Origin of the sequence: Rothia dentocariosa ATCC 17931, from assembly GCF_000164695.2 — a bacterium.
GTDB lineage: Bacteria > Actinomycetota > Actinomycetes > Actinomycetales > Micrococcaceae > Rothia > Rothia dentocariosa.
In genome coordinates this window covers 2,411,172-2,424,256 of the sequence record NC_014643.1, presented here as the reverse complement: position 1 = coordinate 2,424,256, position 13,085 = coordinate 2,411,172, and the positions used below count along the sequence as shown (strand labels likewise).

At 52.5% G+C, this 13,085-nt stretch carries 11 protein-coding genes; 4 read left to right on the top strand and 7 right to left on the bottom strand.

Annotation, left to right across the window (positions count from 1 at the left end):
• Nucleotides 1-248 precede the first annotated feature (248 nt).
• The 6 genes from HMPREF0733_RS10330 to HMPREF0733_RS10305 form a co-directional block, all read right to left on the bottom strand.
• The gene (locus HMPREF0733_RS10330; RefSeq protein WP_238789008.1) at nt 249-860 is read right to left on the bottom strand and encodes a DUF6318 family protein; all 612 of its coding nucleotides are present in this window, start codon (nt 858-860) and stop codon (nt 249-251) included.
• A 463-nt stretch (nt 861-1,323) separates the two neighbouring features.
• Nucleotides 1,324-2,073, bottom strand: a complete 750-nt coding sequence (locus HMPREF0733_RS10325; RefSeq protein WP_041321814.1) for a DUF6318 family protein — start codon at nt 2,071-2,073, stop codon at nt 1,324-1,326.
• Between the two features lie 250 nt (nt 2,074-2,323).
• Nucleotides 2,324-2,944: a DUF6318 family protein gene (locus tag HMPREF0733_RS10320; protein WP_013399260.1), complete on the bottom strand. Its 621-nt coding sequence runs from the start codon at nt 2,942-2,944 to the stop codon at nt 2,324-2,326.
• Nucleotides 2,945-3,289: 345 nt separating this feature from the next.
• Nucleotides 3,290-4,099, bottom strand: coding sequence for a DUF6318 family protein (locus tag HMPREF0733_RS10315; RefSeq protein ID WP_049775452.1), 810 nt, complete (start codon nt 4,097-4,099; stop codon nt 3,290-3,292).
• Between the two features lie 121 nt (nt 4,100-4,220).
• Entirely contained in the window at nt 4,221-4,934 is a 714-nt protein-coding gene (locus HMPREF0733_RS10310) for a DUF6318 family protein (RefSeq protein ID WP_041321812.1), read from the bottom strand.
• A 38-nt stretch (nt 4,935-4,972) separates the two neighbouring features.
• Nucleotides 4,973-5,794: a DUF6318 family protein gene (locus HMPREF0733_RS10305; protein ID WP_041321811.1), complete on the bottom strand. Its 822-nt coding sequence runs from the start codon at nt 5,792-5,794 to the stop codon at nt 4,973-4,975.
• Between the two features lie 256 nt (nt 5,795-6,050).
• Between HMPREF0733_RS10305 and HMPREF0733_RS10300 the strand changes: the two genes are divergently transcribed.
• Complete coding sequence (locus tag HMPREF0733_RS10300) at nt 6,051-7,934, top strand: dynamin family protein (RefSeq protein WP_013399256.1); 1,884 nt, start codon at nt 6,051-6,053, stop codon at nt 7,932-7,934.
• A complete protein-coding gene (locus HMPREF0733_RS10295; RefSeq protein ID WP_013399255.1) occupies nt 7,931-9,712 on the top strand; it encodes a dynamin family protein in 1,782 nt (593 codons plus the stop codon). Before HMPREF0733_RS10300 ends, HMPREF0733_RS10295 begins: the two co-directional genes overlap by 4 nt.
• An 83-nt stretch (nt 9,713-9,795) precedes the next feature.
• On the opposite strand, the gene HMPREF0733_RS10290 is transcribed toward HMPREF0733_RS10295, so the two are convergent.
• Nucleotides 9,796-10,635 (bottom strand): IclR family transcriptional regulator, encoded by an 840-nt coding sequence (locus HMPREF0733_RS10290; protein WP_244864735.1) that lies wholly within the window; start codon nt 10,633-10,635, stop codon nt 9,796-9,798.
• Nucleotides 10,636-10,835: 200 nt separating this feature from the next.
• On the opposite strand from HMPREF0733_RS10290, the gene leuC reads away from it, so the two are divergent.
• Complete coding sequence (gene leuC, locus HMPREF0733_RS10285; RefSeq protein ID WP_115333561.1) at nt 10,836-12,320, top strand: 3-isopropylmalate dehydratase large subunit; 1,485 nt, start codon at nt 10,836-10,838, stop codon at nt 12,318-12,320.
• An 11-nt stretch (nt 12,321-12,331) separates the two neighbouring features.
• Nucleotides 12,332-12,925, top strand: a complete 594-nt coding sequence (gene leuD, locus HMPREF0733_RS10280) for a 3-isopropylmalate dehydratase small subunit (protein ID WP_013399252.1) — start codon at nt 12,332-12,334, stop codon at nt 12,923-12,925.
• Nucleotides 12,926-13,085 lie beyond the last annotated feature (160 nt).

Here is a 13,085-nt window from a genome sequence, read left to right as displayed (position 1 = left end):
TTAGTGTGTGGTGAAAAATCCGATTGATTTTCCGGGGAACCTTGGGTACGTGAGAAACTTTACTACGCTGCGGGTAGCGGTGTAAGTTTACCCGTCACAGTTCGTAATATGCTACTGAGTTGGGAATAAAAACGCTGGCGGCGGTGTAGCAGGCAATAATTTTTCACCCTTAATAGTCCGCGTGCCGTATATATTTCCCATTGGAAAATTATACGGCACGGCGTTCCTTCTCGAGGTTCTAAGCGGTACTAATGGTCGAGTGAAAGAATAGTCCAAGCGTTATTCTGGTACTTTGCTTTGATATCGATATCTTGATCTAGATTTAATCTGTTGTTTTGAGTGTCGGTTGCCGTACCGTCTTTAACAGTCCATGCGCCAAAATCGACTTTGAAATGACCCGGCCAGGTATATGTATCACCATCTTTGGTGGGAGAACCAGCTTTGAGGGCGATGGTTACAACGGGGTTATCGGTCCACGTAGTACCCCCGAGGAAAGGGGAGTTAGACATAAAGAATACTTTGGTTCTCTCAGGAATATTGACCTCTTGAAGATAGCTCGTATCTCCAGTACGCAGTGCATATTGCATGGCAGCGGCGGCAAAAGCGAGGGTTGAGTATAGCCCGCCGGTTGAATCATCGTTGATGTCTTGAGGCTTCTTGGGTTTTGGAACATTCTGCGCTGGATGCTCCTTTGTTGCGGGCTCATAAGAACCTGCAGATTCGTCATAGGAATCAAGTTTGACTTCGCCTTGGTAATCTTTGCCGCATGCGGTGAGCATTGGAATAACCGCGAGACTCAGTATTCCTAAAGTGGTAAATCTGAGCGTGTTACGGCGGGAAAATACCCCGGAAGTAGGCATGATGAAGTAGTCCTCTCTCATGGGATGGGTTGGTGATGGTTTTAGCTTACCTAAACTTTATTATTTGGTACAAGCTTTTAATGTATTTCGCACAAAGTTAACACGCACTCTAAACGCTTTTGTTCGAGTCGCATTTATACAAGCGTGAAAAGACAGCATTTTGACGAGCAGGTGACCGGCTGCATCTGCCCGTGGAGCTAGAGCTAAGCACAAGAGTCGAGAGAGTCGTCGCACACATCCTGATACCCGCGTTGTGTCGTCTGCTGGACTCTTGTTAATTGGTGTCTTTCTCGGTACGAAGACTGCTGCTTTGGCGGGGGGGGGGCATATGAAGAATTTTTCTGCTGCACGTATTTTGGTATGCGGTACAGAAAAGAGATTTGAAAAATAATCGAGAAGATATAAAAACACCGTATACTCAACGTTTGTGAGCATACGGTGTTGTGCTGCGGAACGATACCTATTAGTCGATATCCATGTGTAGATCCCACACGTTATTGATGTAGCGGCCTACAGCCTCGCCCTGCATACGTACGTAGCGTTTATCAGAAGGGGTGTCTTGCTCTTTACCCTTATTGAAGAGTTTTTCGCCCAAATCAATAGTGAAATCGACGGTCCAGTTATAGGCACCCTGCGCGATAGTAGGCTGCTTGCTGCTAATAACCATTGTGGCCGAAGGCTTTTCGTACCATGTCTTTTCTTCGATACCCTTCATCGTACGATCGGCGTATTTCTGGAGTGCATTCAGGGTATCAGCATCGGTGCTGACCTCCCGAACATACTTCATATCGCCGGTCTGCAGGAGGTAATCGACAGCAGCACCAAAATATGCAAGCGCAGAGGCGAATCCTGCAACTGTGTTTTGGTGCATTGCTTCGGGAATAACGGGGGTGGGTACGTTCTGCGCGGGAGATTCTGCCGTAGCGGGCTGGTACTCTCCGGGGGTTTCGTACTGCTCTAGCTTAGCGACCCCGGAGTAGTCTTTACCGTCGTTGACGAGTTCCGTAGGAGTCGGGGTGGGGGTAGGTGATTCGGAAGCTGAGGGAGTAGCAGAAGCTGAAGAGGAAGCGCTGGAGCTCTTCGTCTGAGAAGCGCTTGCGGAGGCTGAAGAATTAGATTCTTCTTTCTTATCGCTGCCGCACGCCGCTAAGAACGCGACACTTCCCATACTGAGAATCCCCAATGCTGCACGACGATTCAGAGCCGAAGACATCGTTATACCTTTCGTGTGAATGCATTAATCCCGTATAAGTCTAAACGTAAAACAAAACGAGATACTTGATTGTACCGAGGAATGTGACCTAACCCTAACCGAAGGTGAGTAACGTTACCGTATAAGGTAATACCTGGCATGGAGAGGGCATGGGTCTCATACGCACTTAAAATGCCCGGGCAAAGGCTTATTGCCATGCCCAGCGCAGACTTAGAAGTCCCGTATTTTTCTCTGGGGAATCCGGTGAAGACTAGTCAGCAATGTCCCGAATAGCCCATGCGCCATCGGTGTATTTTGCCTTGATTTTTCCTTCACTTGTAACTTTTTGCTCATTTTCTGGAACGTTGATTGCTCTGTGTTGAGCGACCGCCCAGTCGCCCTTGGTGAGTGTGAGCTTTGCAGGCCAAAAGTATTCGTTGTCCTTTTGCTCCGGTTGATCGGTAGTGAGCTCAATCGTAACCGTGGGATTGGAGAGCCAGGTAGAACCATTGGTGATCTCTTCGATGGAATCTACAGTATGTTCTAGCTTGACCTCTTTGAGGTACTGGGCATCGCCCGTAATAAGCCGGTATTGCAGTGCAGCCGCAAAGAACGCGATAGTCGAGTAAAGGCCCGCTACTGAGTTGTCATTCATATTATTAGGCTTGACAGGTTTGGGTACGTTCCGTGCCGGATGCTCGCGTGACGCTAATTCATAAGTTCCGGCAGATGTATCGTAGCTATCAAGCTTAGCCTTGCCCTTATAGCTCGATCTTTCGGCGCTGTTTTGCGACGTATTGCCACACGCAGAGAGTACGGTGATTCCGCCCAGTCCAACAGTACCGAGGGCGGTGGTGCGCAGGAGGATTCGGCGCGAAAAAGTGAAAGACATAAAATGCCCCTTCAACGTTGAAATAGCACTAGCTTCTCAAGTGTAGCTCTACATAGAAGACGCCCTAGCAAGATAGATATAGGGGACCCGCGAAATAGTTATACGTTGCTGTGCAGGAACCCCAATAGTTCACAGGGAAAGTAACACTGCTGCGCAGATAATACCGTATATGCAGGGCTCTCCGACATGTGAGAGAAAATACATATCTAGAGGTATATGTCGAGACATAAAACCCTTAGTTTGACTTTGAAGAACGCAAGGTGAAGAGCAGGAATTCAAAATACCCAGCCTCCGGGTTCCTTATCAACAGAACCCCGAAGGCTGGGCAAGGGTAACGAACAGCTATTATTTCTTGGGATTAGCTGCCTGTTCTTCGGTTGCCGCAGGATCTGAGGCTCCACCCGTTGCCGATGCAGCAGGACTTGCTGCCGCATTTCCCGAGCTCTTCGTGCCATAGGATAGATTGAGTTCCCAGGATTTCGTGGTGGGATTGTAACGCCCACGGAAATCACAGTCCTGGGTAGAGACTCGCTCTTCCTCCTTAACCGGTTTTATTTCGCCGTTTGCCACGCTTTCAGCACCGTAATCGAACGTGTAGACGCTTTTGAAGAGCAGATTTCCATCGCTCATAATAGCGGGCTGTGATTCCTTGAGCTCGTACCAGGCAGATGGATCTACATACCAGGTTTTCTGCTCGATCCCTTGAGCGATGGATTTAGCAAGCGCCTCATTTTCTTGGGCATCGTTACCTGCAAGTTTGACCTTTTTTACGGCGTCAAGGCTGCCGGTTTTCACTAGGTAATCCATGGCTGCAGCATAGTAAGCGACGGTCGCGTGGAAGCCTGTCACGCTATTTTCGTTGGCGTTATCCGGCAGCTTAGGCATAGGTGCGTTTTGTGGGGGATGTTCGGTGTTGCCTGGTTCATAAGTGCTACCCGGTTCAAAATTGTCAAATGTAATACGCCCGGAATAGTTATTGCCGTCGTCGCTATACCCGTGTGGGTTTGAGGATTTTGGGCTTGGTGCAGAGCCGTTAGCGTTATTGCCGTTTGATGTGTTGGTGGAGCTGTTCGAGGAACAAGCGGCGAGCATAGTGAGTCCGGCACCTGCTAAAACGGCTGTAACAGCTTGCCTGCGAGTTAAGTGCTGTGACATGGAAGCCTTTCGATGATTATGAGGGTTAAAGCGCATAGGCGCCTTCACCCGGATGCGGTTGGAGAAGAAAATATTATGTCTCTATATTCTCATGCGGAGGTGCCGCTGAGCCTTCTTAGTTCTAGGACGGACTCGCGCCTGCCGTGGACTGCTGGTCACGAACTGTGAGTGTGAGTGACCAGGCTTCTTTCTCGAAGGTGCCTTGGATAGTACCCGCATAGTGGAATTTCTGCTGCTCGGCAGGTATTGCACTAGCCTGAGAGTTGACGACCTGCTGTTCTCCCAAACTGATATCGAGGGTGTATCGCCAATCTTTTCGATAATCGTTCACGGCTGTTGGCATGCGTGAGGTGAGGGAGAGCGTGGCTTGAGGAGAAACATACCAGCTTTTGGCAGCCTGACTCTCACCAGTCTCGTCAGTGAAAAGCAGGAGAGCTTTTGTGAACTCGGGGTTGATAGTGATGACTTCCAGAGGATTGGTGTCACCGGTAGCCAAGAGATAATTGAGTGCCGCATTGAGGTAACCGATAGTATCGTAAAAACCTGCAATGGAGTTTTTGCCCATATTCTCTGTTTTTATGGGGACCGGAACGTTTTGCGCCGGATGCTCTGCGTTTGCGGGCACATAAGTACCTGCTGAGGTGTTGAAGCTCTCGAAAGCCACCTCACCGCTAAAATCGCTGCGTACATACTGACTTACCGAAGGGTCGCTTGTAGCATGAGTTTGCTGATGTCGAGAGCATGCGGCTATCAAAGTAGAGGCGGCGGTGCCGAATAACCCTGCCCCAACGGTACGTAATACACGGCGTCGGGAATAGGGAAATGAAGTTACCACGTGGAACCTTTCACGTTGAGAAATAAAGGATTAGGGGTTTAGTAGTCGGCGGGTATAGTACTCACCTTTGGAGTGTAGGTAGAAGTCGGTTGTGGAGCGGGTGTATAGGCTCGTGTGGGCTTTGCCGCTGGGTCGAACTGCTGTGGGGAGATGATGAGCCACCTGTCCTTCACCCATTGCGCGTAGAGAGCCGTAAAATCGCGTATTTCATCATGCGACAGCGGTTTCGTCACGTTTGTCGTTTTATTGATGAGCGTTCCGTTTTCCTGGGTAGCGGTGCATTCCCACGAGAATTTGCCGTTATGCTCTGTCGGTTTCTCCGAGACGGAGATTTTCCAGGTACCTCCAACGATCCAACTATTATTAGGTTCGGCGTACAGAGTTTCCCAGGCCTTAAGCCGCTCAAGATCGACGGTGTTTTCGCTGTGTACCACTTTGAGAGCAGGGGTGAGATCTCCAGTCATGCGTGCATAGTTAATACACGCCACATAATAGGCGAAGGTGTTTCGCAGCCCCTGAAAATCCTCTTTGAACATCAGGTCGTCTTCTTGGGGGATGGGAACGTTCTGAGCCTTGTGATCGGCAGTTGCCGGGTCTGCCTGGGGAACCGGAACGACCTTTTCCCCGGTTTCGGGGTTCATACTGGCAGTGACCGGGGTGGCGGAATCGTAACGTTGCCAGAGTAGCTCTCCCGAAAGATTTCCATAGTGCGCACCTGTCTCTGAGGGGGATGCTCCCTCAGCGGTTGCTAAACCAGCGGCAGAATCAGAGGAATCGCTAGAGGCACATGAAACTAATAATGGCGCGGCGGCAACGGTGCTGCCAGTAAAGACGAAGAACTGGCGACGTGAAGGGCGCATAGCAACTCCCAAAATATCGTTATTTCCAGAAAATCTGAAACCCGGGTTTAGTGTGTAAAACCAGACTAGGGCGTGGTGGGTGAAAGCACAAACGTACAGCGACCTAAACCGTGATATTAGGCTAGAGTTACGCAAAATACAGCGCTTCGACTCTGTTTACGGCACCTAAAATTCGTGAGGTAAGCAACTTAAACTCACAGGAAACACTCTAAGTTTCCTCAGCAAGCATGCAATAAAGTGTGAAACAATAGCGCACGTGCAACACACAAACGATGAGCGTGTATATTCTGCACGCAAACTTCTAGATGAGCTCACTCTACCCCTCGATACCGCTGATGTTACCCGGGCGAGGGAACAAGTGCGTTCTCTGAGTAAACAGTACGACGATTACATTCTGCCGCGGCTTACCGCTTTGGAGGCACCCCTTACCGTGGTAGTTGGTGGTTCTACGGGTGCCGGTAAATCGACTTTGGTGAATACCTTGATGGGAACCCCCGTATCCCGTTCCAGTGCGCTTCGCCCCACCACTCGGCAGCCAATCTTGCTTTATCGTGCTGAAGACTCCGAATACCTGACCCCCGAACGTTTTCTGCCTACCCTAGAACGGCAGGAGATGGCATCTATCTCTGAAACTTCACCACGCCGGAGTGACATTTGGGAGCTGCCAGGTGCCGAACATCATCTGCAAGATACGCTTATCAGCGTGCAAACTAGCGCTCTGCCGCGTGGTATCGCCCTGATCGATGCGCCCGATATTGATTCGGTCTCTGACGAGAACCGCAGACTTGCCAACGAGCTCTTATCTGCTGCCGATTTGTGGCTCTTCGTCACAACTGCTAACCGTTATGCAGATGCCGTACCCTGGGATCTGCTGCATCGTGCTGCCCAGCGGAATATTGCTGTAGCAGTCGTTCTTAACCGAGTTCCCGAAGGGGCTGCGGATGAGATCGAGTCCGACCTTATGCGGATGCTCACCGAAGCCGGTATAACACCGGTTATTCTGCATAGTATCCATGAACAGCCGCGGGACGAACAGGGGATGCTGCCCGCAGAAGCGGTAGCGCCTCTAACATCCTGGCTTGAACAGCTTGGTGCGGATGCGCCAGCCCGTGCAGCGATCGCGCGTCGCACCCTGGCGGGCGCTATCACCGGTGCCGGTAACTCTCTACAAGAACTTGCTGATGCACAAACCCGTCAGGTGGAAACCTACACCGGATTAGAAACTGCGGTGACCTTAGCCTATGAGGATGCGCTCGCCCGTGTGGAAGATTCTCTCACTGACGGCTCATTGCTTCGTGGCGAGGTTCTGGCCCGGTGGCACGATTTTGTGGGAACGGGCGACTTCTTCCGCTCTTTGGAGAACCGCATCGGACGGCTGCGGGACAGGTTTGCCGGAATGTTGACCGGTAAACCGGCAGCGACCACGCGGGTTGAGCAGGCTCTCGAAACGGGTCTGCACGCCGTTGTTCTTGATGCCGCTCAACGTGCGCATGAAACTATCCGTCGAAGCTGGGGAGCGGAACGAGCAGGGCGCGTACTCTTACAGAATATTGACGAGAGCCCGTACCCTCCGCACAGCACCCAGGCTCGTGCGGAGCTTGATGAGACTATCGCCGCAGAAATACGAGCCTGGCAAAGTTCTGTACTTGATATGATCCGTGCTGAAGGCAGCAGCAAACGCCAGCGAGCGCGCGTGCTCTCCCTCGGTGTTAACGCGACGGCGGTGCTGCTCATGATGGTGGCTTTTTCGGCGACTGGCGGACTCACCGGCATCGAAATTGGTATTGCGGGAGGATCTGGGGTCGTTGGATCTAAGCTTCTTGAATCGGTCTTCGGTGAGGATGCTGTGCGCCGCATGGCGACTCGCGCTCGCAGTGATCTAGTGGCACGCCTAGAAACCCTGCTCAAACGGCAATCCGAAGATTACCGGCAGGTGCTTTCTTCCCGTGAACCGCGCATACAGCCGGACGAAATTCGTGTCGCTGCCGAACAGCTTCATGAATTAGGTCAAGAACTAGATCATGATCCCTTGGCTCGACGTGAAGACTCGCTTCAGAACTCGGGGCTTGTTCAGCACATGCATGACGATACAACACAGCCATTACCTGTTAAGAAATCTCGCCAGGAGCACACACGATGAACTCATCTTTAGCATCCGCTACGCCGCGCGGGTCTTTTGAAGAACGTGCGCTTCGCCTTCACGATGCGCTCGGCCTGGGTCTTGACGTTATTCCTGATACCGTGCAGGAGAATGCATCCGCAACGCTGAGCCGTGTCATGGAACGTCGGCAGCTTTCGGCAGAACACACTGTAATTGGTTTTTTCGGGGCCACCGGAAGTGGAAAATCCACCCTTTTCAATACCATTGCTGGGATGCCCCTGGCACGTACCGCCGTTACACGACCGACTACCTCAGAAATTCAGGCGGCGATTTGGGGACGGGACGGAAGCGAAGAGCTTCTGGACTGGCTTAAGATCGAACATAGGGTCTATCCCGAGGAGAACGAATCGATACGCCAGATTCGTACCCAAACACAAAATTCGGCGGCAGATTTTGCAGCACCCCACGAAATCGTAGAGCCCGTTCCTGGCATGTGGAATAAGCTCAAAACGGCGGTTGGGCGCGGGCAGACCCGCACACGATCTGGCGGGCTGATCCTGCTGGATCTGCCCGACCTTGACTCGGTAGCGCATCACCACCGGGAGCAGGTAGAGCGCATGCTCTCCTATGTGGATGTGTTGGTGTGGGTCCTCGACCCCCAAAAGTATGCGGATGCGGCGGTGCACCACGATTTTCTGGCTCCTCTCTCCACTCGTGGACATCGCATGGTATGCGTTCTGAACCAAGCAGATACCCTAGATTCCCATGAGGTTCCACAAGTACTTGATGCGCTCACGGAGCTTTTAGAAGCGGACGGTATTACGCCTCTGCTCATTACAGCCCCATTTGCACTCTCGGCGCATACCGGCGAAGGCGTTTCTGCCCTGCGGTCGTTGTTAGGACGTGTGGCGGCTGAGAAAAATGCGGCGTATGAGCGTACTGAGGCGCAGCTATATGCGATTCGCCGTGATCTTGCAGACTATCAGGGTGGTGAAGCACCTCTTCATGAGCCTGACTACGCCGTTGATGAGCTGACGGAAGGCTGCTTTCAAGCCTGCGGGGCTGTTGAAGTTCTTGATGCTGCAGAAGCCTCGTATCGTCGTCGTGCCGTTGCCAACACAGGATGGATAGCTACGCGGTGGGTTGCTAAGTTCCGTGCCGACCCGCTTAAGCGTCTGCATCTTGGAGACGATACTGCGGGTACTCATAGCGCGAGTGAATCTGCACCACAGAAATCTCCGATGCATCTAACGGCTAGTTCGTTACCGCCGCTTACTGCAGCTCAGCAGGCAGCATTAGCTCAGGCAGCGCGCGGTTATGGTGAGTCTGTAGCCCAAAATATTGAAGCTCCCTGGAAGCAACGTATCCAGAACGCCGCCTTGACCCGAGAACAGGATTTTCCGGAGGCCTTTGAGAGGGCGATCGCGCGTGTAGACTACAACACTACCCAGTCACGTTTCTGGTGGAAGCTACTTAACGCGGTGCAATGGATTGCATTTCTAAGCCTTTTGGGAGGCGTAGCCTGGCTGACTGCAATGGCATTTGCAAGCTACCTGCAGATACCTCTGCCGCCTGCGCCCGTACCCGAAGGATCCCCCGTACCTGTACCCACACTTCTACTTATCTTGGGGGCGCTTTTAGGGATCCTGGGTGCCGTATTGGGTAGGGCACTGGTAAATGTGAGCGCCCGTGTATACCGGCGTTCCTTGCGAACGCGCATGATCCAACAGTGCGAAAACGCGGCACAGCAGGTTATCGTGGCGCCAGTATTGGCAGAATGCGAGAAGCTCAGGCGCTATAGGCAGGCTCTGACATAAGAATGAACATCTAAACAGCATGAGGGGTGTGGAACCAACTAGCCGGTTCCACACCCCTCTATTCTATGGTTTGACCTAAGCTACTATACGTTCCGAAGCGCTTGTGAAATCTTATGAGCCGCATCAACAACAACCTCGGCGTATTTGCGACCGGGCTGCATACCGAGTCTTTCGATAGGACCGGAAATAGAAACGGCTGCAATAACTTTGCCCGACGGTGAACGCACAGGGGCAGACACGGAAGCCGTGCCGCGCTCGCGTTCACCTGCCGACTGTGCCCACCCTAATCTGCGCACGGAAGCAAGCATGGCAGCGCTGAAATACGCATCTTGCAGACCCTCAACAAGGCGGTTCTGGTCTTCCCACGCCAAGAGAACCTGGGCGGCGGAACCAGCCTTCATGGAGAGCTGGGTTCCTATAGGAATTGAATCATGCAGTCCAACGGGACGTTCTGCGGATGCTACGCATACGCGCCAGTTTCCTTGACGCCGGTAAACCTGTGCCGACTCGCCGGTTACATGGCGAAGCTGATTTAAAACCGCTCCTGAAGCCGCCAGGAGGTGATCGGCACCAGCCGCATTTGCCAGTTCCATCAGGCGAGGACCCAACATAAAGCGCCCCTGAACATCGCGTGCCACCATACGGTGGTGAGAGAGCGCCACCGCCAAACGATGCGCCGTTGGGCGAGCTAATCCGGTGGCTTTAACAAGCTGCCCCAGCGTGACCGGACCAGCCTCTAGGCATGAAAGAATAAGCGCGGCTTTATCAAGTACCCCCACGCCAGAGGAGATGTTTGGTTCGACCTCAACAACCTGTTGGTCATCCGTGAGAGTATGGGGAGTCTTCAAAGGAGTCGAAAGCCCCGACGTATCGCGAGGGTGACGTGCTCCAGGCAACGGTGTAGACGATGGTGCAGATGTCATAACTCTAGTTTAGCTCAGTGCATCTCAAAATGTGGAAGATAGGGCGCACTTCATAGACTCTTCCTCTGAACCTGCCCATGATGGAGGAACCCTGAATACCAAATTTTTGAAATATATTCCAGGGGCAAGAATATATGTGTTATAAGGCACTATATATCTATGATTGGCGGAAAGCCCGCCATATCAAAGCAGGAGGAAAAATGGCAGGGGACAATACTGCTGCGACAAGCGCTATACCCACATCTGTGAAGCGCCCGCGTACTCTCGCCGAAAAAGTCTGGGAGAACCACGTCGTGGTGCCCGGGCAAGATGGCAAGCCCGACCTTCTCTATATTGACCTGCATCTTCTGCATGAGGTGACCTCGCCCCAGGCTTTTGAAGGGCTACGCCTCGAAAACAGGCCCCTGCGCCGTCTCGACTTGACGATCGCAACTGAAGATCACAATACTCCTACCGAAAATATTTTTTCGACCATTGCGGATATTACTTCGCGAACCCAGATCGAAACCCTGCGTCGTAACACCGCGGAATTTGGCGTGCGCATCCATCCGCTCGGCGATATCGAACAAGGTATCGTACACGTAGTCGGCCCGCAGCTGGGATTGACCATGCCCGGAATAACCGTCGTCTGTGGTGACTCGCACACCTCAACCCACGGTGCTTTCGGTGCACTTGCCTTCGGCATCGGCACCTCTGAGGTTGAGCACGTGATGGCAACCCAAACCCTGCCGCTGGCGCGCTTTAAAACAATGGCAATCAATGTCGAAGGGACTCTAAAACCTGGAGTAACCGCCAAAGATATTATTCTTGCCGTTATCGCTCAGATCGGTACCGGAGGCGGGCAGGGATACGTACTCGAATACCGCGGTTCCGCGATACGCTCCTTGTCTATGGAAGGGCGTATGACCATCTGCAATATGTCGATTGAGGCAGGTGCTCGTGCGGGTATGGTAGCTCCCGACGAGACCACTTTCGAGTATGTTAAGGGGCGTCCTCACGCACCCAAGGGCCAAGATTGGGAGGACGCGCTCGCCTACTGGAAGACCCTTCCCACCGACGAAGGGGCTGTTTTCGACAAAGAAATCTTTATTAATGCAGACGAGCTTGAGCCCTTCGTTACCTGGGGAACAAACCCGGGTCAGGGTGTGCCGCTGAGCCAAGCGGTTCCCGCACCTGAAGACTTTGAGGATGAAAACGACCAGGCAGCCGCATCCCGTGCCCTGGAGTACATGAACCTTAAAGCTGGAACTCCCATGAAAGATATTCCGGTGGACGTCGTATTCTTAGGTTCGTGCACTAACTCACGCATTGAGGATTTGCGTGCTGCCGCCGAAATCATTCGTGGGCGTACCCTTGCCTCAGGCGTGCGTATGATGGTCGTTCCCGGCTCACAGAAAGTTCGCGCACAGGCCGAAGAAGAAGGCCTAGATAAAATCTTCAAGGACTTTGGGGCAGATTGGCGCTTTGCCGGATGCTCTATGTGCTTGGGCATGAACCCCGATCAACTGGCGCCGGGGGAGCGATGCGCATCCACCTCGAACCGCAACTTTGAGGGACGCCAGGGTAAAGGCGGACGAACCCATCTTGTCTCGCCGCTAGTCGCTGCCGCAACGGCGGTTCGCGGAACCCTCTCATCACCTTCTGACTTAGAACCACACGCAGACAATGCCCCTGCGGCGGCGTAAAGGAGAACATTGTGGAACCAATTATTAAACACACCGGAATTGGTGTTCCTCTGCGCGTCTCGAACGTGGATACCGACCAAATTATCCCGGCGGTTTACCTCAAACGCGTAACGAAAACAGGCTTTGACGATGCCCTCTTTGTGAATTGGCGTAAGAACCCCGAATTTGTTCTGAACCAAGAACCTTATAAAAATGGGTCAGTGCTGGTGGCGGGCCCCGATTTTGGTACAGGGTCGTCGCGTGAGCACGCGGTCTGGGCGCTTAAGGATTACGGGTTTCGAGTCGTTATATCGTCACGATTCGCCGATATTTTTCGTGGTAACTCGGGTAAACAAGGACTCGTTGCCGCTCAGGTGGCTCAGGATGATGTCGAGTTGATTTGGAAGGCTCTTGAACGGGAACCCGGTACCGAAATTACCGTTGATTTAGAAAATAAGACGGTAACTGTGGGTGCCCTCGTGGTGCCTTTCCAGATTGATAATTATGTACGCTGGCGTTTGATGGAAGGGCTTGACGATATCGGGCTTACCCTTCAGAACATTGAGGCCATTAAAGACTACGAGGCGCGCCGCCCCGCATGGATGCCTCGGACTCAGGAAGTCTAGTCTGGATACTCGGTGAGGTGCGTACCCTGTGACATCAGGGTACGCACCTCACCGAGTATTACGGGGTGTATCAGATACACATTTATCGGTATGTTGCTGGGGTTTGATGGTTATATGAGGTGGTTCTTCGAGGAAGTTTATGAGCGGCATCTTTGAACTA

Bases quoted from the DNA above. Each gene is read 5' to 3' on its own strand.
- HMPREF0733_RS10330 (WP_238789008.1), bottom strand. From the start codon at position 860: ATGCCTACTTCCGGGGTATTTTCCCGCCGTAACACGCTCAGATTTACC.
- HMPREF0733_RS10325 (WP_041321814.1), bottom strand. From the start codon at position 2,073: ATGTCTTCGGCTCTGAATCGTCGTGCAGCATTGGGGATTCTCAGTATG.
- HMPREF0733_RS10320 (WP_013399260.1), bottom strand. From the start codon at position 2,944: ATGTCTTTCACTTTTTCGCGCCGAATCCTCCTGCGCACCACCGCCCTC.
- HMPREF0733_RS10315 (WP_049775452.1), bottom strand. From the start codon at position 4,099: ATGTCACAGCACTTAACTCGCAGGCAAGCTGTTACAGCCGTTTTAGCA.
- HMPREF0733_RS10305 (WP_041321811.1), bottom strand. From the start codon at position 5,794: ATGCGCCCTTCACGTCGCCAGTTCTTCGTCTTTACTGGCAGCACCGTT.
- HMPREF0733_RS10295 (WP_013399255.1), top strand. From the start codon at position 7,931: ATGAACTCATCTTTAGCATCCGCTACGCCGCGCGGGTCTTTTGAAGAA.
- HMPREF0733_RS10290 (WP_244864735.1), bottom strand. From the start codon at position 10,635: ATGACATCTGCACCATCGTCTACACCGTTGCCTGGAGCACGTCACCCT.
- leuC (WP_115333561.1), top strand. From the start codon at position 10,836: ATGGCAGGGGACAATACTGCTGCGACAAGCGCTATACCCACATCTGTG.